This window comes from Leisingera sp. S2M4, from assembly GCF_055398055.1.
This window is the reverse complement of sequence record NZ_AP040861.1, coordinates 1622536-1649408: the sequence shown is the minus strand read 5'-3', so window position 1 is coordinate 1649408 and position 26873 is coordinate 1622536. Positions and strand designations below refer to the sequence as shown.

26 protein-coding genes are annotated in these 26873 nt (G+C 63.9%); 18 read left to right on the top strand and 8 right to left on the bottom strand.

The genetic code is table 11. The features are described 5' to 3' along the window. Window positions 1-13: 13 nt before the first annotated feature. The 6 genes from tsaE to trxA are packed head-to-tail and all read left to right on the top strand — an operon-like array spanning window position 14 to window position 8833. Entirely contained in the window at window positions 14-490 is a 477-nt protein-coding gene (tsaE, locus tag ACZ52D_RS08035; RefSeq protein ID WP_464443086.1) for a tRNA (adenosine(37)-N6)-threonylcarbamoyltransferase complex ATPase subunit type 1 TsaE, read from the top strand. After that, window positions 487-1485 carry an aminoglycoside phosphotransferase family protein gene (locus tag ACZ52D_RS08030; protein ID WP_464443085.1) on the top strand — a complete coding sequence of 333 codons (999 nt, stop codon included), beginning with the start codon at window positions 487-489 and terminating at the stop codon, window positions 1483-1485. Before tsaE ends, ACZ52D_RS08030 begins: the two co-directional genes overlap by 4 nt. After that, complete coding sequence (locus ACZ52D_RS08025; protein ID WP_464443084.1) at window positions 1485-2177, top strand: nucleotidyltransferase family protein; 693 nt, start codon at window positions 1485-1487, stop codon at window positions 2175-2177. Before ACZ52D_RS08030 ends, ACZ52D_RS08025 begins: the two co-directional genes overlap by 1 nt. Further along, window positions 2170-5100 carry a double-strand break repair protein AddB gene (gene addB, locus ACZ52D_RS08020; protein ID WP_464443083.1) on the top strand — a complete coding sequence of 977 codons (2931 nt, stop codon included), beginning with the start codon at window positions 2170-2172 and terminating at the stop codon, window positions 5098-5100. The genes ACZ52D_RS08025 and addB overlap by 8 nt, the downstream gene beginning before the upstream one ends. Then, window positions 5097-8450 carry a double-strand break repair helicase AddA gene (gene addA / locus ACZ52D_RS08015; protein ID WP_464443082.1) on the top strand — a complete coding sequence of 1118 codons (3354 nt, stop codon included), beginning with the start codon at window positions 5097-5099 and terminating at the stop codon, window positions 8448-8450. The genes addB and addA overlap by 4 nt, the downstream gene beginning before the upstream one ends. Before the next feature lie 2 nt (window positions 8451-8452). Beyond that, window positions 8453-8833: a thioredoxin gene (trxA, locus tag ACZ52D_RS08010; protein WP_222454692.1), complete on the top strand. Its 381-nt coding sequence runs from the start codon at window positions 8453-8455 to the stop codon at window positions 8831-8833. Between the two features lie 167 nt (window positions 8834-9000). On the opposite strand, the gene ACZ52D_RS08005 is transcribed toward trxA, so the two are convergent. After that, complete coding sequence (locus tag ACZ52D_RS08005; protein WP_222454362.1) at window positions 9001-9192, bottom strand: DUF1127 domain-containing protein; 192 nt, start codon at window positions 9190-9192, stop codon at window positions 9001-9003. 231 nt (window positions 9193-9423) lie between these two features. On the opposite strand from ACZ52D_RS08005, the gene hslV reads away from it, so the two are divergent. From hslV to ACZ52D_RS07985, 4 genes are all read left to right on the top strand, one after another. Then, window positions 9424-9987 (top strand): ATP-dependent protease subunit HslV, encoded by a 564-nt coding sequence (hslV, locus tag ACZ52D_RS08000; RefSeq protein ID WP_369929718.1) that lies wholly within the window; start codon window positions 9424-9426, stop codon window positions 9985-9987. A 1-nt stretch (window position 9988) separates the two neighbouring features. Further along, a complete protein-coding gene (locus ACZ52D_RS07995) occupies window positions 9989-11059 on the top strand; it encodes a hypothetical protein (protein WP_464443081.1) in 1071 nt (356 codons plus the stop codon). Between the two features lie 13 nt (window positions 11060-11072). After that, the gene (hslU, locus tag ACZ52D_RS07990; RefSeq protein ID WP_222454365.1) at window positions 11073-12380 is read left to right on the top strand and encodes an ATP-dependent protease ATPase subunit HslU; all 1308 of its coding nucleotides are present in this window, start codon (window positions 11073-11075) and stop codon (window positions 12378-12380) included. A gap of 78 nt (window positions 12381-12458) precedes the next feature. Beyond that, window positions 12459-13571 carry an alpha/beta hydrolase gene (locus ACZ52D_RS07985; protein WP_369929722.1) on the top strand — a complete coding sequence of 371 codons (1113 nt, stop codon included), beginning with the start codon at window positions 12459-12461 and terminating at the stop codon, window positions 13569-13571. An 11-nt stretch (window positions 13572-13582) separates the two neighbouring features. On the opposite strand, the gene ACZ52D_RS07980 is transcribed toward ACZ52D_RS07985, so the two are convergent. Genes ACZ52D_RS07980 through ACZ52D_RS07970 form a run of 3 tightly spaced genes read right to left on the bottom strand, consistent with a single transcriptional unit; the run spans window position 13583 to window position 15888 of the window. Beyond that, window positions 13583-14182 carry a Smr/MutS family protein gene (locus ACZ52D_RS07980; protein ID WP_464443080.1) on the bottom strand — a complete coding sequence of 200 codons (600 nt, stop codon included), beginning with the start codon at window positions 14180-14182 and terminating at the stop codon, window positions 13583-13585. Then, window positions 14183-15235 carry a murein transglycosylase A gene (gene mltA, locus ACZ52D_RS07975; protein WP_464443079.1) on the bottom strand — a complete coding sequence of 351 codons (1053 nt, stop codon included), beginning with the start codon at window positions 15233-15235 and terminating at the stop codon, window positions 14183-14185. Then, a complete protein-coding gene (locus tag ACZ52D_RS07970) occupies window positions 15232-15888 on the bottom strand; it encodes a Tim44/TimA family putative adaptor protein (RefSeq protein WP_222454369.1) in 657 nt (218 codons plus the stop codon). Before ACZ52D_RS07970 ends, mltA begins: the two co-directional genes overlap by 4 nt. Window positions 15889-16002: 114 nt before the next feature. Here ACZ52D_RS07970 and ACZ52D_RS07965 point away from each other — a divergent pair, with 114 nt between their 5' ends. Further along, on the top strand, window positions 16003-16512 hold the full coding sequence (locus ACZ52D_RS07965; protein ID WP_464443078.1) for an FxsA family protein: 510 nt from the start codon (window positions 16003-16005) through the stop codon (window positions 16510-16512). A 58-nt stretch (window positions 16513-16570) separates the two neighbouring features. Beyond that, window positions 16571-17059: a protein-export chaperone SecB gene (secB, locus tag ACZ52D_RS07960; RefSeq protein WP_222454371.1), complete on the top strand. Its 489-nt coding sequence runs from the start codon at window positions 16571-16573 to the stop codon at window positions 17057-17059. Between the two features lie 120 nt (window positions 17060-17179). Here secB and dnaQ read toward each other — a convergent pair whose 3' ends face one another. The 4 genes from dnaQ to ACZ52D_RS07940 are packed head-to-tail and all read right to left on the bottom strand — an operon-like array spanning window position 17180 to window position 19920. Next, on the bottom strand, window positions 17180-17908 hold the full coding sequence (gene dnaQ / locus ACZ52D_RS07955; protein ID WP_464443077.1) for a DNA polymerase III subunit epsilon: 729 nt from the start codon (window positions 17906-17908) through the stop codon (window positions 17180-17182). Continuing rightward, entirely contained in the window at window positions 17901-18494 is a 594-nt protein-coding gene (coaE, locus tag ACZ52D_RS07950; protein WP_464443076.1) for a dephospho-CoA kinase, read from the bottom strand. Before coaE ends, dnaQ begins: the two co-directional genes overlap by 8 nt. Continuing rightward, window positions 18491-19324 (bottom strand): shikimate dehydrogenase, encoded by an 834-nt coding sequence (locus ACZ52D_RS07945; RefSeq protein ID WP_464443075.1) that lies wholly within the window; start codon window positions 19322-19324, stop codon window positions 18491-18493. Before ACZ52D_RS07945 ends, coaE begins: the two co-directional genes overlap by 4 nt. Continuing rightward, window positions 19321-19920 carry a Maf family protein gene (locus ACZ52D_RS07940; protein ID WP_369929735.1) on the bottom strand — a complete coding sequence of 200 codons (600 nt, stop codon included), beginning with the start codon at window positions 19918-19920 and terminating at the stop codon, window positions 19321-19323. Before ACZ52D_RS07940 ends, ACZ52D_RS07945 begins: the two co-directional genes overlap by 4 nt. Window positions 19921-20327: 407 nt before the next feature. On the opposite strand from ACZ52D_RS07940, the gene ACZ52D_RS07935 reads away from it, so the two are divergent. From ACZ52D_RS07935 to ACZ52D_RS07910, 6 genes are all read left to right on the top strand, one after another. Then, window positions 20328-20783, top strand: coding sequence for a CopD family protein (locus tag ACZ52D_RS07935; protein ID WP_417474489.1), 456 nt, complete (start codon window positions 20328-20330; stop codon window positions 20781-20783). Window positions 20784-20957: 174 nt separating this feature from the next. Then, window positions 20958-22229, top strand: a complete 1272-nt coding sequence (rho, locus tag ACZ52D_RS07930; protein ID WP_222454377.1) for a transcription termination factor Rho — start codon at window positions 20958-20960, stop codon at window positions 22227-22229. 28 nt (window positions 22230-22257) lie between these two features. Further along, the gene (gene mnmE / locus ACZ52D_RS07925; protein ID WP_464443074.1) at window positions 22258-23544 is read left to right on the top strand and encodes a tRNA uridine-5-carboxymethylaminomethyl(34) synthesis GTPase MnmE; all 1287 of its coding nucleotides are present in this window, start codon (window positions 22258-22260) and stop codon (window positions 23542-23544) included. 13 nt (window positions 23545-23557) lie between these two features. Next, a complete protein-coding gene (gene mnmG / locus ACZ52D_RS07920) occupies window positions 23558-25432 on the top strand; it encodes a tRNA uridine-5-carboxymethylaminomethyl(34) synthesis enzyme MnmG (RefSeq protein ID WP_464443073.1) in 1875 nt (624 codons plus the stop codon). After that, window positions 25429-26046, top strand: a complete 618-nt coding sequence (rsmG, locus tag ACZ52D_RS07915; RefSeq protein ID WP_464443072.1) for a 16S rRNA (guanine(527)-N(7))-methyltransferase RsmG — start codon at window positions 25429-25431, stop codon at window positions 26044-26046. The genes mnmG and rsmG overlap by 4 nt, the downstream gene beginning before the upstream one ends. After that, the gene (locus ACZ52D_RS07910; RefSeq protein WP_464443071.1) at window positions 26039-26848 is read left to right on the top strand and encodes a ParA family protein; all 810 of its coding nucleotides are present in this window, start codon (window positions 26039-26041) and stop codon (window positions 26846-26848) included. The genes rsmG and ACZ52D_RS07910 overlap by 8 nt, the downstream gene beginning before the upstream one ends. Window positions 26849-26873 lie beyond the last annotated feature (25 nt).

The following is a 26873-nucleotide window of genomic DNA, read 5'->3' as shown; positions in this document are numbered from 1 at the left end:
CCATTGTACCGCAATGACGAGACATACCGCGGCCTGCAGGCTGAATTCACCCGAAGAAACGGCCGATCTGGCCGCCTCGATCGCCGGAGCCCTGCGCCCCGGCGATTGCCTGTTGCTGGAGGGCGTGATCGGCGCCGGCAAGACCCATTTCTGCCGCCACCTGATCCAGTCGCTGATGGACGTGCCCGAGGATGTGCCCTCGCCCACCTTCACGCTGGTGCAGACCTATGACGTGCCCGCGGGCGAATTGTGGCACAGCGATCTTTACCGGCTGTCATCGCTGGACGAGCTTGAGGAGCTGGGCCTGACCGAGGCCTTCGAGAGCGCGATCTGCCTGGTGGAATGGCCTGATCGGCTGGCCGAGCTGACCCCCGCCCATGCCCTGCATCTGACCCTGTCGCTGGTCCCCGGCCCGGACGATCAGCGGGAGATCCGGTTCGCGTGGAGCGACCCCAAGTGGCAGCCGCTGATCGAAAGGATCACCGCATGAGCCCGCGCGAGACCCTGTGCCGCCAGTTCCTGGCGCAGACCCCCTATGCCGACTGGCAGCGCGGCGCGCTGGCCGGCGATGCCTCCAACCGCCGCTATGAACGGCTGCGCAGTGCCGAGGGGCGCAGCGTGGTGCTGATGGATGCACCGCCCGAAAAGGGCGAAAGCATCGCCGCCTTTGTCCGCATTGCCAGACACTTGCGCGAACAGGGCCTCAGCGCGCCAGAGATCCTGGCGCAGGATGAGGCCAACGGGTTCCTGCTGCTGGAGGATCTGGGGGACGATCTGTTCGCGCGCGTCGTGCGCCGTCAGCCGGAGCTGGAACAGACCCTCTATGCCGCGGCGACGGATGCGCTGGTGGCGCTGCACGCAGCCCCCCTGCCCAAGCTGGAGCCCTATGGCCCGCGGGTGTTGGCGGAACTGGCCGGGCTGGTCCTGCCCGCGTACCGCGACGCCATCCTTGGCGCGCCCGATGCCCGCCTGCAGGCCCGGTTCACCGACCAACTGGAAGACATCCTGCGCAACACGCTGCATGGCGATGCGGTGCTGGTGCAGCGCGATTTTCACGCCGAGAACCTGCTGTGGCTGCCGGACCGCGACGGCGTGGCCCGTGTCGGCATGCTGGATTTCCAGGACGCCCGCGCCGGCCACTGCGCCTTTGACCTGATGTCGCTGCTGCAGGACGCCCGCCGCGATGTGCCCGCCGCCATCGAGATGCAGATGATCGACCGCTACATCGCCGCCACCGGCGTCGACGGCTCCGGTTTCCGCACCGCCTATGCGGTGCTGGGCGTGCTGCGCGCCCTGCGCATCCTCGGGGTGTTTGCCCGGCTCAGCCGCGAATACGGCAAGCCGCAATACCTCGGGTATATGCCGCGGGTCTGGGACCACCTGATGCGCGGGCTGGAGCATCCGGCGATGGCGTCGGCGGCAGAAATGCTGCGCAGCGCCCTGCCCGCCCCGACGCCCGAAAACCTCGAAAGGCTGAAGCCCTGATGCCCTGCACGCCTGACGCCGTGATGCTGTTTGCCGCCGGGTTCGGCACCCGCATGCGGGAGCTGACGCGCGACCGCCCCAAGCCGATGATCGAAGTGGCGGGCAAGCCGCTGATCGGCCATGCGCTGGCGCTGGCCGAGGAGCTGCGCCCGCAGCGCATTGTTGCGAATCTGCATTACCTGCCAGAGCCTCTGCGCGCCTATCTGGAGCCGCGGGGCGTGCAGATCAGCCATGAGGCGGAGGAGATCCTCGACACCGGCGGCGGGCTGCGCGCGGCGCTGCCGCTGCTGGGGGATGGGCCGGTCTTCACCATGAACACCGACGCGATCTGGAAGGGGCCAAACCCCTTGCAGCTGGCGCGTGACGCCTGGGACCCGGCGCGGATGGATGCGCTTTTGGTCTGCGTGCCGCTGGCGCGCGCGGTGGGCCGCAAGGGCAGCGGCGATTTCTCCGCCGACCGCGAGGGGCGCATCAGCCGCGGCGGCGACCTGGTCTATGGCGGCGTGCAGATCCTGAAAACCGATGCGCTGCACGCGGTCGCGGAGCGTGTTTTCTCGCTGAATGCCCTGTGGAACCGGATGGCCGAGAACAACCGCCTGTTTGCGCTGGAATATCCCGGCCGCTGGTGCGATGTGGGCCACCCCGAAGGGATCACCCTGGCCGAGGATCTGATTGCAGCCGATGATGTTTGACCCGACCCCAAAACCACGTGTCTTTGCCGTGCCCTGCGGCGTCGATTTCCCCCGTGCGCTGGTCACCGGCCTGTGCCAGCGCAGCGAGGGCCAGCCGCCCGAGGCGCTGGCGCGGACGGAGCTGATCGTCAACACCGCCCGCATGGCGCGGCGGGTGCGGGTGCTGTTCGACCAGGGGCCGCCGCGGCTGCTGCCGCGAATGTTGATGCTGACCGATCTGGCGCAGCGCGCCACGCTGGACGGGCTGCCGCCGCCGCTGCCGCCCCTGCGCCGTCGGCTGGAGCTGTCGCAGCTGATCGCGAAACTGCTCGACGCGCAGCCCGACCTTGCGGCGCGCGCCTCGCTTTACGATCTGTCCGACAGCCTGGCGGCGCTGATCGACGAAATGCAGGGCGAAGGTGTCAGCACCGATACGATCCGGCAGCTCGATGTCTCTGACATGTCCGGCCACTGGGCCCGCGCCCAGACCTTCATCGGCATCGCGGATGAGTTCACTGGCCTGCATGATGGCGCCATGGACGCGCAGGCTCGGCAGCGGCAAGTGGTCCTGAACCTGATCGACCAATGGCAGGAAAACCCGCCGCAGCACCCCATCATCCTCGCCGGCTCCACAGGCTCGCGCGGCACCACGCTGATGCTGATGGAGGCGATTGCCCGGCTGCCACAGGGCGCGGTGATCCTGCCCGGGTTCGACTTTGACCAGCCCGATCATGTCTGGGCCGGGCTCGATGATCCGATGATCTCCGAAGACCACCCGCAGTACCGGTTCCACAAGCTGATGAAGGATCTGGAGCTGGCGCCGGGCGATGTACAGCGCTGGACCGATTGCGAGCCCGCCTCGCCGCCGCGCAACCGGCTCCTGTCGCTGGCGCTGCGCCCTGCCCCGGTGACCGACGCCTGGATGAGCGAAGGGCCGCAGCTAACCGGCCTTGATGCTGCCACCCGGGACGTCACCCTGGTCGAGGCGCCCAGCCCGCGCGCCGAGGCGCTGGCGATTGCGCTGCGGCTGCGCAAGGCGGCGGAGGACGGCCAGACCGCGGCGCTGATCACCCCCGACCGGATGCTGACCCGGCAGGTCGCGGCGGCGCTGGACCGTTGGGACATCCTGCCCGATGATTCCGCCGGCCAGCCGTTGCAGCTGTCGCCGCCGGGCCGGTTCCTGCGCCATGTGGCGGGGCTGTTCTGCAAGCCGCTGGCCAGCGATGCGCTGCTGACGCTGCTGAAGCACCCGCTGACCCATGACGGGGCCGCCCGCGGCGACCACCTGCGCCAGACCCGCGAGCTGGAGCTGCACCTGCGCCGCAACGGCCCGCCCTTCCCGGACGCGGCAACCTTTGCCAAATTCGGCGAGGGCCGCAGCCTGACACCCGGCTGGACAGACTGGCTGGCGGACTGCTTTGCCGGCCAGCACCAACCCGGCGAGCAGCCGCTGAGCGTTTGGGTTGCCCGCCTGCGCGCGCTGGCGGAACGGCTCGCCGCCGGCAGCCAGGCCGCGGGTTCGGGCACGCTATGGGACAAGAAGGCAGGTCAGAAAGCCTTGGCCTGCATCGAAAATTTGCAGGCTGAGGCGGAATACGGCGGCGCCATGACCGCGCGCGACTTTGCCGATCTGCTCGGCGCGCTGCTGAGCCAGGGAGAGGTGCGAGACCGCGATGCGCCCTATGGCTCGATCATGATCTGGGGCACGCTGGAGGCCCGCGTGCAGGGGGCCGACCTGGTGATCCTCGGCGGGTTGAACGAGGGCAGCTGGCCCGAGGCCGCCGCCCCCGACCCCTGGCTGAACCGGCAGCTGCGCAACCAGGCGGGGCTGCTGCTGCCCGAGCGCCGCATCGGCCTGTCGGCGCATGACTTCCAGCAGGCCATCGCCGCGCCCGAGGTCTGGCTGACCCGCGCGGAACGCAGCGAGGAGGCCGACACGGTGCCGTCGCGCTGGCTCAACCGGATGACCAACCTGCTGTCCGGCCTGCCGACCCAGGGCGGCCCCGAGGCGCTGGCGCAGATGCGTGCGCGCGGGGCGCAGTGGCTGGGCTGGGCCGAGGCGCTGGAGGCCCCGACGCCGATCCCGCAGGCGCCGCGCCCCTCGCCGCGCCCGCCGGTTGCAGCGCGACCGCGGCGGCTGACGATCACCGAGATCCCGCGGCTGATCCGCGACCCTTACGCGATTTATGCCAAACACGTGTTGCGGCTGAAACCGCTGAACCCGCTGGTGCAGGAACCGGACGCGCTGCTGCGCGGCATCGTCGTGCACGAGGTATTCGAGAAGTTCATCCGCGACAGTCTGGAGGCGCCGGAAACACTGACGCCCGAAGCCCTGACCGCCGCCTCCCGCGAATTGCTGGAGGAACATGTGCCCTGGCCGGTGGCGCGCATCCTGTGGCAGGCCCGCATCCGCCGGATCGCCGCCGATTTCGTGCTGGCCGAGCGCGAACGCCAGTCCCGCGCACGGCCTGTTGCCTTTGAGGCCGAGGGCAGCGCCCGACTGGATCCCTTGGATTTCACCATCGCCTGCCGCGCCGACCGCATCGACATGGACGACCGCGGCTTTCTGCACCTTTACGACTACAAGACCGGCGCGCCGCCCTCGGAAGCACAGCAAAAGAAGTTCGAAAAGCAGCTGCTGATCGAGGCCGCGATGGCCGAAGAGGGCGCCTTTGCCGACATCGGTCCCGCCGAGGTCGCCCGCGCGCTGTTCATCGGATTGGGCAGCAAGCTGAGCGAGGTGCGCGCACCGCTGGAGGACGAGCCGCCGGCCAAGATCTGGGAGGATCTGCGCACCCTGATCAGTGCCTATTTCGAGCCTGAACAAGGCTATTCGAGCCGCCGCATGGTGCATAAGGACGACTTTGCCGGCGAATACGACCACCTGGCCCGCTACGGCGAATGGGACCGCAGCGCCACACCGCAGCCGGAGGATCTGGCATGATGACCCGCAACAAGGCGTCCGAGGCGCAGTTCCGCGCCGCGCGTCCCGATGCCTCGACCTGGCTGGCGGCCAATGCGGGCTCGGGCAAGACCAAGGTGCTGACCGACCGGGTGGCGCGGCTGTTGCTGAAGGGCGTGCAGCCGCAGCATATCCTGTGCCTGACATACACCAAGGCCGCCGCCAGCGAGATGCAGAACCGGCTGTTCAAGCGGTTGGGCGAATGGGCGATGCTGGACGATGCGGCGCTGATCGCCGCCCTCACCGATCTGGGGGAGGTCAGCACCGGGCCGGCGGAACTGGCCCAGGCGCGCACGCTGTTTGCCCGCGCGATCGAAACTCCGGGCGGGCTGAAAATCCAGACCATCCACTCCTTCTGCGCCTCCCTGCTGCGCCGCTTTCCGCTGGAGGCCGGCGTCAGCCCGCAGTTTGCCGAGATGGACGACCGCGCGGGCCAGCTGCTGCGCGCCGAGATCATGGAGGATTTTGCCGAAGGGCCGCAGGCGGAGCTGTTGGACGCGTTGACCCGCCATGTCAGCGACAGCGATTTCGAGACACTGACCGCCGCCGTCTGCCAGCGCCGCGCCGATTTTTCCGAACCTGTGGACAGGAACGGGCTGCTGGAATTGTTCGGCCTGCCCGAAGGCTTTGACGAGGCGGCGCTGGAGGCGCTGGTGTTCCTGGGGGGCGAAGCGGAGCTGCTGCAAGCCACCCGCACCATGCTGGCCGAAGGCGGCACCACCGACCAGCGCGCAGCCGACAAGCTGGCCGGCATCAGCGAACCGACACTGGCGGATTTACCCGTGTTAGAGAGTGTTTTTCTGACTGGCGCCGGCGCCAAGGAGCCGTTCACCGCCAAGATCGGCAAGTTCCCGACCAAGAAGCTGCGCGAAGCCAATGTGGCGCTGATGGACCGGCTGGAGCCGCTGATGCGCCGCGTCGAGGACGCCCGCGCGCGGCGTCTGGCGCTGACGGCGGTGCGCAAGAGCCACGATCTGCACCGGTTCGCCGCCGCCTTTCTGCCGGAGTACGAGCGCCGCAAGCAGCTGCGCGGCTGGCTCGACTTTGACGATCTGATCCTGAAGGCGCGGCAATTGCTGAACGACCCCGGCGTCGCCGCCTGGGTGTTGTACCGGCTGGACGGCGGCATCGACCACATCCTGGTGGACGAGGCGCAGGACACCAGCCCGGTGCAATGGGACGTGATCGAGAAGCTGGCCCAGGAATTCACCGCCGGCGAGGGCGCGCGCTCGGACGTGGAGCGCACGATTTTCGTGGTCGGCGACAAGAAGCAGTCGATCTATTCCTTCCAGGGGGCCGACCCGGATGCCTTTGACCGAATGCAGAAGGAATTCGGACGGCGGCTGGCGGAAACCGGGGCCGGGTTGCAGGATGCCTCGCTGGACTTCTCGTTCCGCTCTTCCGCGGCGATCCTGAAACTGGTGGACCTGGTGTTCCGTGACAGCGCCCGCGCCGGCTTTCGCCCGGATGCGCTGCACCATGCCTTCAAATCCGACCTGCCGGGCCGCGTTGACCTGTGGCCGGTGGTCGAGAAGGTGGAGGATGACGAGGATCCCGACTGGACCAGCCCGGTCGACCGTCCCAGCAGCCGCCATCACACCGTGATCCTGGCGGAGCGCATCGCGCAGTCGATCAAGCAGATGATCGCGGACGGCGTCACCATTCCCGAAGATGGCGACAGCCCCGGCAGCTTTTGTCGGCGACCGGTGCAGGCGGGCGACTTCCTGATCCTGGTGCAGCGGCGCTCGGATCTGTTCTCGGAAATCATCCGCGCCTGCAAGAATGCCGAGCTGCCCATCGCCGGCGCCGACCGGCTGAAGGTCGGGGCGGAGCTGGCGGTGAAGGACATCGCGGCGCTGCTGCGCTTTCTGGCGCTGCCCGAAGACTCCCTGTCACTGGCCGAGGCACTGAAATCGCCGCTGTTCGGCTGGAGCGAGCCGGCGCTGTTCGATCTCGCCCACCGGCGGGAGGACAGGTACCTGTGGCCGGCCCTGCGCGCCCGCGCGGCGGAGTTTCCCGAAACCATGGCGGTGCTGAACGACCTGCGCGCCAATGCCGATTTCCTGCGACCCTTCGATCTGATCGAACGCATCCTGACCCGGCACGGCGGGCGGCAGAAACTGCTGGGGCGGCTAGGGACCGAAGCCGAGGACGGCATCAACGCACTGCTGTCGCAGGCGCTGGCCTATGAACGCACCGATGTGCCCAGCCTGACCGGGTTCCTTGTGTGGATGCAGACCGATGATCTGGAGATCAAGCGGCAGATGGGCGCGGCCGGCAACATGATCCGGGTGATGTCGGTGCATGGCTCCAAGGGGCTGGAGGCGCCGATCGTGATCCTGCCCGATACCGGCAAGCGGCGCGCGCCAAGCGATGCCGAGATCATGCTGGCCGAGGGCACCCCGGTCTGGCGGCTGCCGAAGGAGCAGATGCCGACCGCCATGCAGGAGGCGCGCGAGGCGGCGCAGGAGAAGTTGCAGAACGAACGCCTGCGGCTGTTGTATGTGGCTCTGACACGGGCGGAAAAGTGGCTGATCGTGGCTGCGGCCGGCGATGTCGGCGAGGCCGGGGACAGCTGGTACCGCATGGTGGAAACCGCCATGAAGGACGGCGGTGCGGTCGAATGCGATCTGGGTGGGCAGACCGGTCTGCGGCTGCATCACGGCGACTGGGACGGGTTGCCGTTGGTGGTGCCGCCGACTGCCGAGACCGTCACCCATAGCCTGCCGGAGCTGTTTCGCAAACCTGCCGAGCCCTATGTGGCGCCGGCGGCCGCGATCAGCCCGTCTGATCTGGGCGGCGCCAAGGCGCTGCCCGGCGAGCAAGGCCTGGACGAGGACGCCGCCAAGTCCCGCGGCAGCCGCCTGCATCTGCTGCTGGAGCACCTGCCTGGCCAGCCGAAGGAGAGCTGGCCGCAGCTGGCGCAGAACCTGTTGCAGGATGCAGCCGACAGCGCCGAGTTGCTCGCCGAGGCGCAGGCGGTGCTGAACCAGCCCGCGCTGGCGCCCGTTTTTGCCGCCGAGGCCCTGGCCGAGGTGCCGCTGAGCGCGGATCTGGACGGGGTGCGAATACATGGGGTGATCGACCGCCTGATCGTCAGCCCGGACCGGGTGCTGGCGGTGGACTTCAAATCCAATGCCACCGTGCCGGCCTCACCGCAGCAGTGTCCCGAAGGGTTGTTGCGCCAGATGGGCGCCTATGCCCATGCGCTGGCGCAGATCTATCCGGAGCGGGCGATCGAAACCGCAATCTTGTGGACCCGGACGGCGCAGCTGATGCCACTGCCGCACGAGCTCGTGATTGCGGCCTTGCGACGCTACGCGGAACCTTGACGATCCGTAAAGCCGTACCTAGGTTCCAACTCCAGTTGCCACACACTCATGGAGACATGCATATGTCCACCGTAGCCGTCACCGACGCCACCTTTGACGCTGAAGTCAAGAACTCCGATATCCCCGTCGTGGTGGATTTCTGGGCCGAATGGTGCGGCCCTTGTAAGCAGATCGGCCCCGCTCTCGAAGAGCTGGCCGCGGAATTCGACGGCAAGGTCAAGATTGCCAAGGTCGATGTCGACAACAACCCCAACGCCGCTGCGGCCATGGGCGTGCGCGGCATCCCGGCGCTGTTCATCTTCAAGGATGGTCAGGTCGTCTCGAACCGCGCGGGCGCTGCACCCAAGGCCGCCCTGCAGAGCTGGATCGAAGAATCCATCTGATCCGGCACCGAAACCGGACCATAAGAGGGCTGTCCCGCGCGGGCAGCCCTTTTTATTTGCGACTTTATTTGCCGCCGACTGCGGCCAGCGAACAAAATCCGGGATGCAAACATGAAAAAGCCGCCCATGCGGGGCGGCTCTTGATACAGGCGCGAGCAGGTGACTGCTTACAGCGCCGCAATGTCCGAACGGGTCAGACCAATGTCGTCCAGCTGTGCATCGGACAGCTGCGACAGCAGCTTGCGGGTCCGGCGGCTTTCGTTCCACTCGATCAGGTTGCTCTTGGCATTCAAGATGGCATCAACCACGCGGAGAACGGTGACTGCTCCGAGCGGCGCGTAGATGTTCGCGGTCGTCATTTGCGCATATCCTTCAAAGAAACAGCCGACCCTGTGCCGGTTGTGAGGCTGATTTAGGACTTGAGGCCGAGTCCCACAATTGCTGGATTCTCAGCCCCGCTCTGCGTTCGCTGCATGGCAGCAACGGTCGCCACCCGGCAGCGGCCTGCCGGCCGTCACCGGCCGCGGCTGGGGTTCACTTGTACCGGCGCGGGGTTACGGCCATATAAGGGGCAACAAACGGAGACATTCATGGCAGACGATCAATTTCCCGGCTGGCACGGCACCACCATCATCGGTGTCAAGAAAGATGGCCAGGTGGTCATTGCCGGCGACGGTCAGGTGTCGCTGGGACAAACAGTCATCAAGGGCACGGCGCGCAAGGTACGCCGCCTGTCGCCGGGCGGCTTTGACGTGGTGGCGGGCTTTGCCGGCTCCACCGCCGATGCCTTTACCCTGCTGGAACGGCTGGAAGCCAAGCTAGAGGCAACCCCCGGCCAGCTGGCCCGCGCCAGCGTCGAGCTGGCCAAGGACTGGCGCACCGACAAGTACCTGCAGAAGCTGGAGGCGATGCTGATCGTCACCGACGGCAGCGACATGTTCGTCATCACCGGCGCCGGCGACGTGCTGGAACCGGAGCATGACGTGGCCGCCATCGGCTCGGGCGGCAATTTTGCCCTGGCAGCGGCGCGCGGCATGATGGACAGCGACAAATCGGCCGAAACCGTCGCCCGTGAGGCGATGGCGATTGCCGCCGATATCTGTGTCTACACCAATGGCAACCTGACCGTGGAAACCATCGGCGGGGACCGCTGAGGTGACCCAGCTGGACCAGAACGACCTGCGCGCCGCCGTCGGCTCGGGCCTGTTGACCGAGGCCCAGGCGGCGACGCTGATGGCGCTGGCCCACAGCCGCCGTGGCGCGCGCGAAAATCTGGCGCCGGGCGACGAACCTTTTGAGCTGTTCAAGGGGTTCAACGAGATCTTCATCGTCATTGGCCTGCTGATCCTGGCCTCGGGCTGGGCCGGCGTGACCGCGGTGGATCTGGCCGGCTCGGTCGGTGGCTACCAGGCCAAGGCAGTCTATTCCGCCGCCCTCGGCGCCGCGGTGCTGTGGGGGCTGGCGGAATACTTCATCCGCCGCCGCCGCATGATCGCGCCCGCGATTGCCCTGTCGGTGATGTGGGCCGCCAATGCCGGCATTGGCCTGACCGCGCAGTTTGCCGAACCCTTCATGATTGCGCAGAATGATTTCACCAGCCTGCCGCTGCCCTTCGCCCTGGCGACGGCGGCGGTGGCGCTGTTCTGGCTGCGTTTCCGGGTGCCCTTCGCCATGGCGCTGATCGCCATGGGCGTCTTTGGCCTCGCGCTGCTGATGGGCGCGATCCGGGCCGGCACCCCGGCCAGCCTCGGCGATCTGTTCCTGCTGTCCGCCAGCGGCCCCTTTGCCTGGATCACCCTGGCGGTGGGGCTTGCGGTCTTTGCCATGGCGATGGTCTTTGATCTCAGCGATCCGCATCGTGTCACCCGGCGCTCTGCCCAGGGGTTCTGGCTGCATGTGGTTGCCGCGCCCGCGCTGGTCAACACCATCGCGCTGAGCCTGCTGGCAAAGGGCACCGAGAGCGCCAATCTGCTGCTGCTGGGCGTGTTGCTGTTCTTTGCGCTGGTCGCCATCGTGATCGACCGGCGGTCGTTCCTGATCGCCGCGATCGGCTACAGCGTGACGCTGGCCGGCACCGTGTTCAGCAGCGACGGCGCTGCGATGACCATCCTGGTGCTGGGCCTTGTTCTCGTCATCCTGGGCGCCTTCTGGAGCCGCATCCGCGCCGCGCTGCTTGCGCCCCTCTCCAACGTGCTGCCGCTAGACCGGCTGCCCCCCTCTCATTGAAGCGAAGATACCCATGACCGATCTGACACCCCGCGAAATCGTCTCGGAGCTGGACCGTTTCATCATCGGCCAGAAGGAAGCCAAGCGCGCCGTTGCGGTCGCCCTGCGCAGCCGCTGGCGGCGCAAGCTGCTGGATGATGACCTGCGCGACGAGGTCTACCCGAAGAACATCCTGATGATCGGCCCCACCGGCGTCGGCAAGACCGAGATCAGCCGCCGCCTGGCCAAGCTGGCCCGCGCCCCTTTCATCAAGGTCGAGGCCACCAAGTTCACCGAGGTCGGCTATGTCGGCCGCGATGTGGAGCAGATCATCCGCGACCTGGTCGACAACGCCATCGCCCAGACCCGCGAATACATGCGCGAGGAGGTCAAGGCCAATGCCCACAAGGCGGCCGAGGACCGGGTGCTGGAGGCGATCGCCGGCAGTGACGCGCGCGAAGCCACCCGCGAGATGTTCCGCAAGAAGCTGAAATCGGGCGAGCTGGACGACACGGTGATCGAGCTGGACGTGGCCGATACCTCCAACCCGATGGGGATGTTCGAAATCCCCGGCCAGCCGGGCGGCAACATGGGCATGCTGAACCTGGGCGACCTGTTCGGCAAGGCCATGGGCGGGCGCACCACGCGCAAGAAACTGACCGTCGCCGAAAGCTATGAAATCCTGATCAGCGAGGAGGCCGACAAGCTCTTGGATGACGAAACCGTCACCCGCACCGCGGTGGAATCGGTGGAGCAGAACGGCATCGTCTTCCTTGACGAGATCGACAAGGTCTGCGTGCGCCAGGAAACCCGCGGCGGCGACGTCAGCCGCGAGGGCGTGCAGCGCGACCTGCTGCCGCTGATCGAAGGCACCACCGTCAGCACCAAGCACGGACCGGTGAAGACCGACCACATCCTGTTCATCGCCTCCGGCGCGTTTCACATCGCCAAGCCGTCGGACCTGCTGCCGGAATTGCAGGGCCGGCTGCCGATCCGCGTCAACCTGCGCGCCCTGACCGAAGAGGACTTCGTACGCATCCTGACGGAAACCGACAACGCGCTGACCCGCCAGTACACGGCGCTGATGGAGACCGAGGAGGTCACCGTGACCTTCACCGAAGACGGCATTGCAGCGCTGGCGCGCATCGCGGCCGAAGTGAACCAGACGGTCGAGAACATCGGCGCACGGCGTCTCTACACGGTGATGGAACGGGTGTTCGAGGAACTGTCCTTTACCGCGCCGGATCGAGGTGGCGAAACCGTGACCGTGGACGCTGCGTTCGTGATGAAAAACCTGGGTGAGCTGGGACGCTCGGCTGATGTCAGCCGCTACGTTCTGTAAGGGCGCGGTTTCACGTTCATACGCTTTGACATTGGCGGCAGGTGCAGTAGCCTGCCGCCAATTTATTGAGGGTGAAACATGACTGCGCTGCGTCTTGCCTGCGGTATCCTGCTGCTGCTGGCCTCTTGCACGGATAGGAGTTTCACCCCGACGGTGCCGGAAGCGCTGGAACTGGGTACCCCGAAGACTGTCTTTGCCGCGACCAACCGTGGCGCGCTGCCAAATGGCAATTTCGGTGCCCAGCGGTCCGACGGCATGAGCCTGTTGGAACTGACCGTCTCCATCCCGCCGGAGCACAAGCCCGGCTCCCTGAAATTCGGCTATTCGGACCCCGATCCGGCAACCGAATTCACCATGGCCGGCCGGCGCCAGTTCGAGAGCGAAGCCGCGTTTTCCGCCAGGCTGCGTCGTGAGTTGGCCAAGCTGCCCGCCGATCAGCGCGACGTGACCGTCTTTGTGCATGGCTACAACTCGACCCAGGCCGAAACCGCCTTTCGCGCGGCGCAATTGACCCATGACATCGAAATTCCCGGCGCCACGGTCATCTATTCCTGGCCCAGCAAGGGCAAGGCGCTTGGCTATGCCTATGACGGCGACAGCGCGCTCTACTCGCGTGATGGGCTGGAACATCTTCTGCGCAGCCTGCAACACTCGGGCGCGCGCCGGGTCATCGTGGTGGCGCATTCCATGGGTGGCTTCCTGACGATGGAAACGCTGCGCCAGATCGAGATCAAGTCGCCCGGCTGGACCGCACGCCATCTTGGCGGCGTGATCCTGATGTCGCCCGATCTGGATGTGGACGTGTTCAAGTCGCAGATGGAGAAATTCGCCGAAGTGCCGCAGCCCTTCCTGATTTTCTCCTCCCGCAAGGACCGGGTGTTGACCCTGTCCCAGCGCCTGCGGGGGCTGGACAACCGCGGCCGGCTGGGCAACCTCACCAGCATCGAGGAAATCAGCGACCTGCCGATTGAATTCATCGATACCACCGCCTTTGCCGATGAGGCGGAATCAAAGCATTTCGTGGCCGCTTCCTCGCCGGCGCTGATTGCGCTGCTGAATGGTGCACGTGAAACAAACGCCGCCTTTGCCCGCAATCCAGACGTGCTGCAGAAGCTGCTGCCCGGTCAGATCGTGATCCGCAACAATGCGATCAAGGTCTCTCTGAAAGATACCGTCGCAGAGGAGCGGTAACGGAAATCCCGTCAGCGGTTGCGACGGAGATAGACGTAGTAGGCGCCGCTCCCGCCGTGGCTGACATGGGCCGGCGTCACCTGCAGCACCGCCTGGGCCAAGGGCGGAAGCGACAGCCATTGCGGCACCTTGTGGCGCAACACCCCGCGCGGCACCGGCATCGGGCCCGGCTCGTCCCGGTCCTTGCCCTTGCCGGTGATCACCAGCACCAGACGCTTGCCAACCCCTTGTGATGACAGGATGAACCGGGTCAGGGCGGGGTGGGCCGCATCAATCCGCATGCCGTGCAGGTCCAGCTTGCCTTCCGGGCGCAGCTTGCCACGCTTCATCCGCCGGAAGGCTTTCCCGTCCATCTGCACCGGTTCGCCCGCCAGGCTGCGCGCCAGCGAGGGCTTCAGGTCATGTTTCACCGGTTTGGAGCGGGCCCGGCTGCCGATTTCGAACTGATCTGGCAGCGGCGACACCTGCGGTTCGCGCGGCTTGCTGGTCTTGGCTGAAGGCTGGGCAGGGTAGGGCGACACGGATTTCGAGGCCGGCGACAGGCGCTCGGTCTGGCTTGCGACCTTTTTCCAAAGATCTATCTCATCCTCTGTCAGCTTCCGGCGGCTCATTCAAAGATCTTCCGGCAGCATCGCATAGGCCCGCTGGATCGGCAGCAGCAGCACCATCCGCCCCGGGTCTTTCATGGTGCCCGCAGTCTCGCCGGCGGCATCGCCAGTCCCGACGAATATATCGGCACGCTGCGCGCCCTTGATGGCCGAACCGGTGTCCTGCGCGATCATCAGGCGACGCAGCGGCATCTCTCCGTCCTTTTCCACCCAGACCGGCGCCCCAAGAGGCGTGTAGGCCGGATCAGCCGCGATACTGCGCATCGGCGTGACAGAGCGGTTCATTGCCCCCAGCGGCCCCTTAGAGGCGGCCACCCTACGGACCTCGCGAAAGAAGACGTAGGAGGGGTTGTGATACAGAAGCTCGCGCCCCTCCACGGGGTTGCGGCGCACCCAGGACTTGATCACCTGCGCGCTGACCTGGTGCAGGTTGTAGATGCCGCGGCGGACCAGCTCCTGTCCGATGGATCGATAGGGGTGGCCATTGGCCCCGCCGTAGCCGACCCGGATCATCGAACCATCCGGCAGGCGGATACGGCCCGAGCCCTGGATCTGCAGGAAGAACAGCTCCACCGGGTCATCCACCCAGGCAATTTCCAAACCGCGCCCTTCCATGACGCCGCTTTCCAGGATCTCGCGCCGGCTGAGCCACTGGTCCTTGCCGCGGGCCTCTGGCGGCATCCGGTAGACCGGATAGCGATAGCGTGCGCTGCGGTGCCGTGCGCCGTTCAGCTCGGGCTCGAAATAGCCGGTAAACAGGGCAGGGGTGCCATCCTCGACCATGACCGGCCGGAAGAACAGCTCAAAGAAAGACCGCGCACCTTCGGGAGGCTGCGCTCGCGCGGCCTTGCACAATGCCTTCCAGTCGGGATCCTTCAGATCACCACAGGTGCCCAGAAAGGTCTGCAGAGCAGCGGCGTGGTCATCTTCGGCCCAGCCATCCAGTTGCGAGAAGTCGAGGATGCTGTACACGGTGTCGGACTGCGCCTCGGAGGCGGTCATCGCGGCCGCTGCCACGGCAGCGACCCCAAGTGCCCCACGAAGCGCCGCAATCATGCGTCCGTCGCAACCAGTTGCCAGTTGGGATCGTCGCTGCCCATGTCACGGGCAAAGACCCAGGTGTCCTTCTGGCGCTTCACGGCCTTCGGATCGCCTTCAACGATGTTGCCGCTGCGATCCCGCACGACCGAGGTCAGCTCGGCCACGAAACGCATGGTGATTTCCGCACGCCCGGTCTGGGCGTCAAACTGGGCATCCGCCAGGGTGGTTTCTCGCACGCCGATGAATTCTGCCTCGATCTTCAGGCCCTTGTCTTCCCGCTGGGCGACAGCCTCGACGAAGCTGTCAAAGACATCCTCGGCCAGGAAGGGCTGAATGCTGTCGAGGTCGCCATGTTCAAAGCCCATCACGATCATCTCGTAGGCACCGCGGGCCCCCTGCACGAAGTCCTGCACCTGGAACGAGGGTTCGGCGCGTTTCATCTCGGCCAGAGCCTGGGCCTGCGGGCTGCCTTCCGCGACGTAATCGGTGATGTCACGGTCAGGTCCGCCCTCGATCACTTCCAGATCAGGGCGTCGGCTGCGCGCCTCGGACTGGGGCACAGGTGGCTTTTCAAAGCCCTCGCGTGTTCCCAACACGCTTTTCAAGCGCAGGATCAGAAACACGGCAATTCCTGCCAGAACCAAAAGCTGAATCACAGGCGACTCCATGGAAACCTCATGCTAGGCGTTCGTGCTTTGTTTGAAACCAAAGCGTTCAGACCTTATGTAGGTGACGGGCGGGGGCAAGTCTACCGCTCCGGCGAATGATCTCAAGGAAAGCCAATGTATCTATTTCTTGCGTTTCTGATGGTTCCCATCATTGAAATCGCCCTGTTCATTCAGGTTGGCGGCGCCATCGGTTTGTGGCCGACCCTGGCCATCGTGGTGTTGACCGCGGTGCTGGGCACCTGGCTGGTGAAAACGCAAGGGCGGCTGGCGATGGGGCAGTTGAGGTCTTCGTTCCAGCAGCTGTCGGACCCGGCCGAGCCGCTGGCCCATGGCGCGATGATCCTGTTTGCCGGCGCGCTGCTGCTGACGCCGGGCTTTTTCACCGATGCCGTCGGCTTTGCCCTGCTGATGCCGCCGGTCCGCCTCGCGATGTTCCGTTACCTGCGCTCCAAGATCACCGTGGCGCAGTTTCAGATGGGACCGGGCAGCATGCAGGGCCGCCACTATCCGGGCGGCTCCGCCCATCCCCGCGGTCGCGGAGAGGTGATCGATGGCGACTACGAGGACGTGACGCCCGGTGAGCGCCGCGACGGCCCTTCGGGCTGGGTCGACGGCCCCCGTTGAGATAGCCGAACCAAGCTGCTAAGCACGGGCAAAAGAATTTATTTGCAGGAGCAACTCCATGGCCGAAAACGGCGAAGCCCAACAGCAGCCTCAGGTCCAGATGAACATTCTGGGCCAATTCATCCGCGACATGTCGTTCGAAAACGTCATGGCGCAAAAAGGCTCCGGCGGTGAAGTGCAGCCCGACGTCAGCGTTCAGGTGAACCTGGACGCCAAGAAGCGCTCGGTCGAAAACCAGTATGAAGTCATCACCAAGCTGACGGTCGAGTCCAAGAACAAGGACGGCGGCCAGGTGCTGTTCATCCTGGAACTGGAATATGTCGGCGTCTTCAACATCGTCGGCGTGCCGGACGACCAGCTGCACCCGTTCCTGCTGATCGAATGCCCGCGCCAGACCTTCCCGTTCCTGCGCCGCATCGTGTCGGACGTGACCCGCGATGGTGGCTTCCCGCCGCTGAACCTCGACAACATAGATTTCGTGGCCATCTACCGCAACGAGCTGGCCCGTCGCCAGTCCGAGGCCGCCGCGGCAGCGCAGACCCAGTAAAGTCGTCGCATATCAGGTCGCAAGACAGGAAACGCCGCTGCACCCCAGCGGCGTTTTTTATTGCCGACCCACGCGCGCGTGCTGGCCGCGTACTGGCAACCTGCCACGGGTGCCATCAGGTCAACTTGACTGGTTCCACAGCGCGTCTTCGCCCAGCTTGGCGACGAACTCCGCATGGGATGCCTGCTCTTCGGCGGTCAGCCGTGATGGCAGGGGCGCGGGGCGAGGTTGCGGGCGCCAGTCATCTTCGACCTCGACCGATTTGGACGAAGTCTGGGTGGACAGGCCGAAATCCGGCTGTCGGCCGCCGATCAACTCCAGGTAGACATCGGCAAGGATCTCGGAGTCGAGCAGCGCGCCGTGCAACGTCCGGTTCGAGTTGTCGATATTGAAGCGGCGGCACAGCGCATCCAGCGTTGCCGGCGAGCCGGGAAACCGCTGCCGCGCCATCGCCAGCGTGTCCACCGCCTGTTCCATCGGCAATTTGGGCAGGCCCATACGCTCCAGCTCGAAGTTCAGGAACTTCATGTCGAAGCTGGCATTGTGGATGATCAGCTTGGAATCCTGGACGAAATCCAGAAACTTCTGACCGATCTTGGCAAACACCGGCTTGTCGCGCAGGGTCACGGCACCCGGTTCGGGTTTCTGCGGCGGCTCCAGCAGGTCGGGGCCGATACCGTGCACGGCAAAGGCCTCTGCCGGCATGGACCGCTCCGGGTTCATGTACTCGTGAAAGGTGTTTCCCGTGGGCATGTGGTTCAGCAGCTCCACGGCACCGATTTCGACGATGCGGTCGCCGGAGAACGGGTCGAACCCGGTGGTTTCCGTATCGAGAACGATTTCACGCATGGCTCAGGCGGCTCCTGATGTCGGCAAGGATCTGTGCCACCTGGGCGGCGGCGTGGTCCGGGGTATCGGTTTCGATCAGGTAATCGGCGCGGGCGCGCTTTTCCTCGATCGGCATCTGTTTGCGCAGGATATGTTCAAACTGCTCGGATGTCATGGTGCCACGCGCCAACACGCGCCGGCGCTGGGTTTCCGCGTCGATGGTCACACAGGCCACTGCATCCATCTCGGCATCGCTGCCGGTCTCGAAGAGCAGTGGAATGTCGAACACCAGGATGTCGCTGGCCGCCGTCGCGCGAAACTGCGCCCGGTCTTCGGCCACCAGCGGATGCACGATGGCCTCGATCCGTCGCAGGGCATCGGGATCCTGCGCGATGATGCGCTTCAGGGCAGGGCGGCTGACCGCGCCATCCTCGATGGCGTCGGGAAAGCTCGCCTGCATCGGCGCAACCGCCGCACCGCCAGCGGCATAGAGCCGATGAACGGCGGCATCGGCATCCCACACGGCGCAGCCCTGCGCCGCGAACAGCTGCGCGGTGGCCGTCTTGCCCATTCCGATGGAGCCGGTGAGACCGAGGCTGAAACTCATGCCAGAAGCGCGGCGCGCGTGTCGGCGTCGACCTCCGGGCGCACTCCGAACCAGCGTTCAAAACCCGGGACTGCCTGGTGCAGCAGCATGCCCAGCCCATCGACCACGGTGCAACCGACCTCTTCGGCATAGGACAGGAGCTCGGTCTTGAGTGGCGCATAGATCAGGTCCGTCACCACGGCGTCCTGGCGCAGGCCGTCCAGCGGCACCCGCAGCCGGGGCTTGCCGGTCATGCCGAGGGATGTCGTGTTGACCACCAGCGCGCCCTCCTCGATGATATTTCCAGCCTGGATCCAGTCTTCGACCCGGATGCGGTCGCCGAATTCGCTGCGCAGCTGCTCGGCCCGCTCACGCGTGCGGTTGGTCAGCAGGATCTCGGGGACCCCCGCCTCCAGCAAGGATGCAACAACCGCGCGACAGGCGCCGCCGGCCCCCAGAACCACGGCCGGCCCGGATTGCGGGTCCCAGTTCGGCGCGCCCTGATGGAGGTTGGTAATGAAACCATAGCCATCAGTGTTGTCAGCCAGAATGCTGCCGTCCTCGCGGAAGATCAAAGTGTTGGCGGCACCGATCACCTTGGCGCGATCGGTCACCTGATCGGCAATACCCATCACCGCTTCCTTGTGCGGGATCGTCACATTGGCCCCCACAAAGCCCATCTTGGGCATCATCCGGATGGCGTCCGCCAGATCCTCTGGCTCCACGTGCATGGGTATATAATGGCCGACGATGCCATGCTGCTGCAGCCAGTGCCGGTGCAACTGTGGCGACTTGGACTGTGCGATCGGACAGCCGATCACGCCGGCGAGCGGTATTTTGGTCATGGTCATTGGTCGATCACCCCTTGCAGCCCGAGGTAGCTGATAAGCTCCATCAGCGGTAAACCCAAGACGTTGAAGTAATTTCCATCGATACTGGCAAACAGTCGCACACCTTCTTCTTCCAGCTTGTACGCCCCGACCGCATGGCGGATGCTGTCCCAGTTGCGCTCGACATAATCGGCCAGGTAAGCGTCCGAGGATTTGCGCATCAGCAGCCGAACCTGCCCGACATGACGCCAGATCGGCTGGCCATCCCGGTAGATCACCGCCGCCGACAGCAACATGTGACGTTTGCCGCGCATTTCCTTCAACTGCTCAAGCGCTTCAGCAGCGCTGGTGGGTTTCGACAACAGGCGGCCTTCGAAATCCAGCACCTGGTCACAGCCCAGCACCAGCCGGCCCGGGTGGCGCATGCTGATCTTGCGGGCCTTCGCCTCGGCCAGCGCGTCAGCGATATCGCGCGGCGGCGCTTCCTCCGCCAGCAGGGCGGCCTTGATCGCGGCCTCGTCCATTCGGGGCACATCGACGTCGAAAGCCACCCCCGCCTGACGCAGCAAATGCGCGCGGATTTCGGAACCGGATGCCAGAACGATGTGGGCAGTCATGTGGAAAACCCCGTGGGAAAGACGCTGAAGAGTGCAGGACGTTTTGTATGGTTTTCCGCGCCCAAGTAAAGACTCGAGGGCTTGACGCGAACCTCAGGATTCAGCCGGCTGAGTCGTCCTTTGTGAATCTGGATAACTTGGAATCCGTGGATATCCCGGTTTTCCCGGTTCTTCCCACGGTTATCCCCAATGCCATAAAGACGGCACATTCCTTAACCGCCCTTAAATTTATGGCGCCGGCGGATTTTTCCCCGGACTGGTCCCGCAGTGCTGGAAACTTATCCCTACTGGGGATAAGCGGAGGAAGAGTCACTTATCCACTGGATTCAATGCACCCTACAAAAACATCATCCTTCTAATATTCATTTAATTATTAGGGTGGTCCGATCAGACCGGGGAGAACACCGATGGACCTGAGCAACCTGATGTTCACGCTCTACCCATACGCCAAGTCGCTGCACATCATGGCAGTGCTTAGCTGGATGGCCGGGCTGTTCTATCTGCCCCGTCTGTTCGTCTATCACGTGGAGCAAGCAGAGAAGGTTCAGGATGCACCTGCAATCTTCCTGACCATGGAGGACAAGCTGCTGCGCCTCATCATGCGACCGGCCATGCATGTGGCCTGGGCTGCGGGGCTGTTCATCGTGCTGACCCCCGGTGTGGTCGACTGGAGCTATGTCTGGCCCTGGACCAAGGGTGTTGCGGTGATCGCGATGACCTGGTTTCACCATTGGCTCCTGCTGCGGCACCGCGACTTCCGCGCCGGGCAGAACCGGCTGACCGGGCGGCAGTACAGATTGATGAACGAAGTGCCGACGCTGCTGATGGTGGTGATCGTGGTATCCGTAATCTTCAAATTCTGACGCAGCGCGGCGCAGAGGTGGGCTGTGGCGGTGAAGCTGACGCAGCCGGCGTTTGACTCACCCGGAACGAGTCCCTATGTATGGGCCGCAACGCGCCCGTCCGGGCATCCGTGTTTTCCTAACCTGTCGTCTGACAAACCCTCGGTTAAGCGGGGGAGTAGAGGCCGTATCTATATGACCGTGCAATCCCTCAATCTGTCCGATCTGAAAGCAAAAAGCCCCAAAGCCCTGCTGGCGATGGCGGAAGAGCTGGAGATCGAAAACGCCTCCACCATGCGCAAGGGCGAAATGATGTTCCAGATCCTGCGCGAACGCGCAGACGAAGGCTGGGAAATCGGCGGCGACGGCGTGCTGGAAGTGCTGCAGGACGGATTCGGCTTCCTGCGCTCGCCCGAGGCGAACTACCTGCCGGGCCCGGATGACATCTATGTCTCGCCCGACATGATCCGTCAGTACAGCCTGCGCACCGGCGACACGGTTGAAGGTCAGATCAAGGCACCGCTGGACAGCGAGCGCTATTTTGCCCTGACCAATGTCACCAAGATCAACTTCGAGGAGCCGGAAAAGGCGCGTCACAAGATCGCCTTCGACAACCTCACACCGCTGTATCCCGACGAGCGCCTGAAGATGGAGATCGAGGATCCCACCATCAAGGACCGTTCGGCCCGCGTGATCGACCTGGTGGCCCCCATTGGTAAAGGCCAGCGGTCGCTGATCGTGGCGCCGCCGCGCACCGGTAAGACGGTGATCCTGCAGAACATCGCGCATTCGATCGAGAAGAACCACCCGGAGTGCTACCTGATCGTGCTGCTGATCGACGAACGCCCGGAAGAGGTGACCGACATGCAGCGCTCGGTGAAGGGGGAGGTCGTCTCCTCCACCTTCGACGAGCCGGCGACGCGCCACGTGGCCGTGTCGGAAATGGTCATCGAAAAGGCCAAGCGCCTGGTGGAACATAAACGAGATGTTGTGATCCTCCTCGATTCGATCACAAGACTTGGTAGGGCGTTCAACACCGTCGTGCCGTCGTCCGGCAAGGTTCTGACCGGTGGTGTCGACGCAAACGCCCTGCAGCGGCCGAAACGCTTCTTTGGTGCGGCCCGGAACATCGAAGAGGGCGGCTCGCTCACCATCATCGCCACCGCGCTGATCGACACCGGCAGCCGGATGGACGAGGTGATCTTTGAAGAATTCAAGGGCACCGGTAACTCGGAAATCGTGCTCGACCGCAAGATTGCCGACAAACGCGTGTTCCCGGCGATCGACATCCTCAAATCCGGCACCCGAAAAGAGGACCTGCTGGTCGACAAGGGCGATTTGGCGAAGACCTTTGTGCTGCGTCGTATCCTGAACCCGATGGGCACCACCGATGCGATTGAGTTCTTGCTGTCGAAGCTGAAGCAGACCAAGACAAACTCCGAATTCTTCGATTCTATGAACACCTGACCGGGCCGGCAGAAAGAAAGGCCACCTCATGGACACGATCTTTGCGCTGGCCTCTGCCCAAGGGAAAGCCGGTGTTGCGGTGATCCGCGTTTCTGGACCGCAGGCGCTCGCCGCCGGCGCGGAGCTTTGCGGTCGGACCTTGCCGGCGCGGGGCATGACGCTTTGCACGCTGCGCGACGCAGCAGGCGATCCGCTGGACCAGGCGCTTGTGCTCAGTTTTACTGCACCACAGAGCTTCACTGGCGAAGATGTTGTGGAATTTCAAACACATGGCAGCACTGCGGTTGTCTCTGCGGTGCTGAATGCCTTGCAGGAGGTACAAGGGCTGAGAATGGCGGAGCCGGGTGAATTCACCCGCCGCGCCCTGGAAAATGGCCACCTGGACCTCGCGCAGGTTGAGGGCCTGGCCGATCTGATCGATGCGGAAACCGAAGCCCAGCGAAAGCAGGCGCAGGTTATCCTCGCCGGCGGGTTGGGCAAACTGGCTGAATCCTGGCGGGAGAAGCTCATCCGCGCGGCCTCCTTGATCGAAGTCACCATCGATTTTGCCGACGAAGAAGTCCCGGTCGATGTGACACCCGAGGTTACCGCCCTGCTGTCCGACGTTCAGAAGGATCTGGAAAGCGAAACGGCCGCCGTCAAGATTGCCGAGCGTATCCGATCCGGTTTCGAGGTGGCCATCGTCGGCGCCCCAAATGTCGGAAAGTCGACCTTGCTGAACGCGCTGGCCGGCAGAGAGGCGGCCATCACTTCGGAATATGCCGGCACGACCCGCGACATCATCGAAGTTCGAATGGATCTTGCGGGGTTGCCGGTGACCCTGCTGGATACGGCCGGCCTTCGTGAGACGGACGATCATGTTGAGGGGATTGGCATCGCCCTTGCCCGCCGGCGCGCGGACGAGGCGGATCTTCGAGTGTTCCTGGCAGAGGATGATGAAGTCCTTGATGTGGAATTGCGCGAGGGCGATATCCGGCTGAGGCCAAAGGCGGATTTGCGCAGTGATCCGGACGGCGCGATCTCTGGTCGGTCGGGGCAGGGGATGGATGCGCTCATCGCCCATGTGTCCAAGGTGCTGACCAATCGAAGCGCCCAGGCCGGCATTGCCACCCGGGCGCGCCATCGCGATGCGATGCTGACAGCACTGGAGAGTTTGACGGAAGCGCAACAAATCTTGCAGCGCGGCCCCGAGTTCTATGATATTGCTGCCGAGGAAATGAGATCAGCCATTCGGGCGCTCGAACTTCTGGTCGGCCGTATCGGCGTAGAAAATCTTCTGGATGAGATTTTCTCAAGTTTCTGCCTGGGAAAGTAAAGGAGTGTTTCACGTGAAACATCCCGCGTTTGATGTAGTTGTCGTCGGAGGCGGTCACGCCGGCACCGAAGCGGCGCATGCGGCCGCGCGTATGGGCGCAAAAACGGCTTTGGTCACCCTCAGCAAGGAGGGCATCGGGGTGATGTCCTGTAACCCGGCGATTGGCGGGTTGGGCAAGGGACACCTGGTCCGGGAAATCGACGCGCTGGACGGGGTGATGGGTCGTGTCGCCGATATGGCCGGCCTGCAATTCCGTCTGCTGAACCGGCGCAAGGGGCCGGCGGTGCAGGGACCCCGGGCGCAGTCGGACCGCCAGGTCTATCGGCGGGAGATGCTGAAGCTGACGGAAGCGCAGGCCAACCTCCAGATCGTTGAGGGCGAGGTTGTCGACTTTCTGATGGACAACGGCAGCGTCGTTGGCGTGCGCCTGGCTGATGACAGCGAGATCTCCTGTCGATCTGTCGTGCTTACCTCGGGCACCTTCCTGCGTGGGGTCATCCATATCGGGGATAAATCCCGCCCCGGTGGCCGTATGGGCGACAACCCTTCGGTGCGCCTGGCTGAACGCCTTGATGACTTTGCACTGCCTTTGGGACGTCTGAAGACCGGCACACCGCCGCGATTGGATGGCCGTACGATCAACTGGTCAATCCTTGATGAGCAACCGGGCGATGACGATCCGGTGTTCTTCTCATTTCTGAGCAAGAGTACCAATATTCCGCAGCTGTCCTGCGGGATCACCCATACCAATTCAAAAACGCACGACATCATCCGGGAAAACCTGGACCGCTCGGCCATGTACGGCGGTCATATCGAAGGTGTTGGTCCGCGCTATTGCCCATCGATCGAGGACAAGATCGTCCGTTTTGCCGACAAGGATTCGCATCAGATCTTTCTGGAGCCGGAAGGGGTGTCTGACCATACGGTCTATCCCAATGGCATCTCCACCAGCCTGCCGATCGACGTGCAGGAAGCCTATGTAAATTCCATCCTTGGATTGGAAGAGGCCAAGATCCTGCAACCGGGATACGCGATTGAATATGACTACGTAGACCCTAGGGCACTGTCGCTCGAACTGGCCGTCAAGGACGTGCCGGGGCTGTACCTGGCCGGGCAGATCAATGGAACCACCGGTTATGAAGAGGCTGCGGCGCAGGGGATGGTGGCAGGGCTGAATGCCGCGCTACGCAGTTTCGGGAAAGATCCGATCATCTTCGGACGCTCGAACAGCTACATCGGGGTTATGATTGACGATCTGACCACAAACGGCGTGAGCGAACCCTATCGCATGTTCACGTCCCGGGCTGAATTTCGGTTGTCCCTGAGGGCTGACAATGCCGATCAGAGACTAACACCCCTTGCCCTGGAGCTGGGCTGCGTCAGTGAGAGCCGGAAGCAGGCGTTTCTGGACAAGCAAGAGAAGTTGTCGTCCGCGCGAGATGCTCTGGAGAGCCAGACGTTTACGCCCAAGCAGATTTCCGAAGCTGGCATTCGGGTCAATCAGGACGGCAACAAGAGGAGCGGCCTGGATGTTTTGGCATTCCCGGACGTAAATTTTGAGGATGTCGTGCGTCTACTGCCGGCGCTGGAAGATGTGTCTGTGGACATCCGCCGGCAAGTCGAACGCGACGCGCTTTATGCGAATTACATTGCAAGGCAGGAGCGGGAAGTCTCCGCACTGAAGCGAGACGAAGGCTATGCCATTCCCAAGGACTTCTCCTTCGAAGGGATTGAAGGCCTGTCTTGGGAATTGCAACAGAAGCTGAGCCGGGTTCGACCGGAGACGCTCGCACAAGCGGCCCGAATTGACGGCATGACTCCGGCCGCGCTGGCGCTTCTTCTGGCGCGACTGCGGAAACCGGTTCGCAAGCAAGGCCGCAGCGCATGATGGATAAACAGTTGTTGGAGCAGCTCCATGTTTCACGTGAAACATTGGAGAGGCTTGAAACGTTTGACGCGGTCATCCGGAAATGGAATCCGCGGATCAACCTCGTCTCCCGCGCAAGCCTGGACGCGCTTTGGACCCGGCATATCGCCGATTCCGTCCAGGTGTTTCGCTGCGTCGAACCTGCCGAAAAGTGGGTTGATATTGGCAGTGGGGGTGGCTTCCCGGGCTTGATCATTGCGATCCTGGCAGCTGATGAGGCGCCGGATATGACCGTGACCTTGATTGAAAGCGATCAACGAAAATCGGCCTTCCTGCGCACGGCAGCCAGAGAATGCGGGGCAAAAGTCACCGTTCTGGCGGAGCGCATAGAAAAGGCCTCGCCGCAGAACGCCGATGTCCTGTCGGCCCGGGCCTTGGCGGATCTTTCCATGCTGCTCGGGCTTTCCGAGCGCCATCTGAAGGCTGACGGCGTTGCGCTGTTCCCTAAGGGCGAGCAGTGGAAAAAAGAAGTGGATAACGCGCGTGAGCAATGGCGGTTTGACGCTGAACCCGTTAAAAGTTTGACAGAACCAGAAGCAGTAATCCTGAACATCAGGGGAGTGGTACGTGTCTGATTTTTTGCGTCCTGACGGGCCTCGGATCATCGCCATTGCAAATCAAAAAGGGGGGGTCGGGAAAACAACAACGACCATTAACCTGGCAGCGGCCATGGTGGAATGCGGGCTCCGCGTTTTGGTCGTTGATCTGGACCCCCAGGGCAACGCGTCCACTGGGTTGGGCATTGAACCAACCGATCGAGAGCTCACCACCTATGATCTTCTGGTTGAAGATGCGGACCTTAAGGACGTGATCCGGGAAACGGATATCGAAGATCTTTGCATCATTCCCGCCACTGTCGATCTGAGCTCGGCAGACATCGAACTTTTCACCAACGAAAAGCGCAGCTTTCTTTTGCATGATGCCCTGCGGCAGACCGCGATGGATGAGTATGAGTGGGATTACGTCCTGATTGACTGCCCGCCATCCCTGAACCTGCTCACGGTGAATGCGATGGTGGCAGCGCATTCTGTCCTGGTTCCCTTGCAAAGCGAGTTCTTTGCGTTGGAAGGGGTGACGCAGCTGATGCTGACCATTCGAGAGGTGCGGCAGTCCGCTAACCCAAACCTGCGGATCGAGGGGGTGGTGCTGACGATGTACGATCGGCGCAACAACCTGTCCCAGCAGGTCGAACTCGACGCGCGGGAAAACCTTGGCGATCTGGTGTTCCGGACCAAGATCCCACGCAATGTACGGGTCAGCGAGGCTCCTTCCTATGCGCAACCGGTTCTCCAGTACGATAGCAATTCCCTGGGGGCCAAGGCGTATCGGGCGCTGGCCGAGGAAATCCTGAATAAACATCACAAGATAGCGGCATAATGAAAGAAGAATACCGGAGGCACCA

Excerpts from the sequence above, each read along its gene's own strand:
- tsaE (WP_464443086.1), top strand. The coding sequence starts at position 14 with ATGACGAGACATACCGCGGCCTGCAGGCTGAATTCACCCGAAGAAACG.
- ACZ52D_RS08030 (WP_464443085.1), top strand. The coding sequence starts at position 487 with ATGAGCCCGCGCGAGACCCTGTGCCGCCAGTTCCTGGCGCAGACCCCC.
- ACZ52D_RS08025 (WP_464443084.1), top strand. The coding sequence starts at position 1,485 with ATGCCCTGCACGCCTGACGCCGTGATGCTGTTTGCCGCCGGGTTCGGC.
- addB (WP_464443083.1), top strand. The coding sequence starts at position 2,170 with ATGTTTGACCCGACCCCAAAACCACGTGTCTTTGCCGTGCCCTGCGGC.
- addA (WP_464443082.1), top strand. The coding sequence starts at position 5,097 with ATGATGACCCGCAACAAGGCGTCCGAGGCGCAGTTCCGCGCCGCGCGT.
- ACZ52D_RS08005 (WP_222454362.1), bottom strand. The coding sequence starts at position 9,192 with ATGACGACCGCGAACATCTACGCGCCGCTCGGAGCAGTCACCGTTCTC.
- hslV (WP_369929718.1), top strand. The coding sequence starts at position 9,424 with ATGGCAGACGATCAATTTCCCGGCTGGCACGGCACCACCATCATCGGT.
- hslU (WP_222454365.1), top strand. The coding sequence starts at position 11,073 with ATGACCGATCTGACACCCCGCGAAATCGTCTCGGAGCTGGACCGTTTC.
- ACZ52D_RS07985 (WP_369929722.1), top strand. The coding sequence starts at position 12,459 with ATGACTGCGCTGCGTCTTGCCTGCGGTATCCTGCTGCTGCTGGCCTCT.
- ACZ52D_RS07980 (WP_464443080.1), bottom strand. The coding sequence starts at position 14,182 with ATGAGCCGCCGGAAGCTGACAGAGGATGAGATAGATCTTTGGAAAAAG.
- mltA (WP_464443079.1), bottom strand. The coding sequence starts at position 15,235 with ATGATTGCGGCGCTTCGTGGGGCACTTGGGGTCGCTGCCGTGGCAGCG.
- ACZ52D_RS07970 (WP_222454369.1), bottom strand. The coding sequence starts at position 15,888 with ATGGAGTCGCCTGTGATTCAGCTTTTGGTTCTGGCAGGAATTGCCGTG.
- ACZ52D_RS07965 (WP_464443078.1), top strand. The coding sequence starts at position 16,003 with ATGTATCTATTTCTTGCGTTTCTGATGGTTCCCATCATTGAAATCGCC.
- secB (WP_222454371.1), top strand. The coding sequence starts at position 16,571 with ATGGCCGAAAACGGCGAAGCCCAACAGCAGCCTCAGGTCCAGATGAAC.
- dnaQ (WP_464443077.1), bottom strand. The coding sequence starts at position 17,908 with ATGCGTGAAATCGTTCTCGATACGGAAACCACCGGGTTCGACCCGTTC.
- coaE (WP_464443076.1), bottom strand. The coding sequence starts at position 18,494 with ATGAGTTTCAGCCTCGGTCTCACCGGCTCCATCGGAATGGGCAAGACG.
- ACZ52D_RS07945 (WP_464443075.1), bottom strand. The coding sequence starts at position 19,324 with ATGACCATGACCAAAATACCGCTCGCCGGCGTGATCGGCTGTCCGATC.
- ACZ52D_RS07940 (WP_369929735.1), bottom strand. The coding sequence starts at position 19,920 with ATGACTGCCCACATCGTTCTGGCATCCGGTTCCGAAATCCGCGCGCAT.
- ACZ52D_RS07935 (WP_417474489.1), top strand. The coding sequence starts at position 20,328 with ATGGACCTGAGCAACCTGATGTTCACGCTCTACCCATACGCCAAGTCG.
- rho (WP_222454377.1), top strand. The coding sequence starts at position 20,958 with ATGACCGTGCAATCCCTCAATCTGTCCGATCTGAAAGCAAAAAGCCCC.
- mnmE (WP_464443074.1), top strand. The coding sequence starts at position 22,258 with ATGGACACGATCTTTGCGCTGGCCTCTGCCCAAGGGAAAGCCGGTGTT.
- rsmG (WP_464443072.1), top strand. The coding sequence starts at position 25,429 with ATGATGGATAAACAGTTGTTGGAGCAGCTCCATGTTTCACGTGAAACA.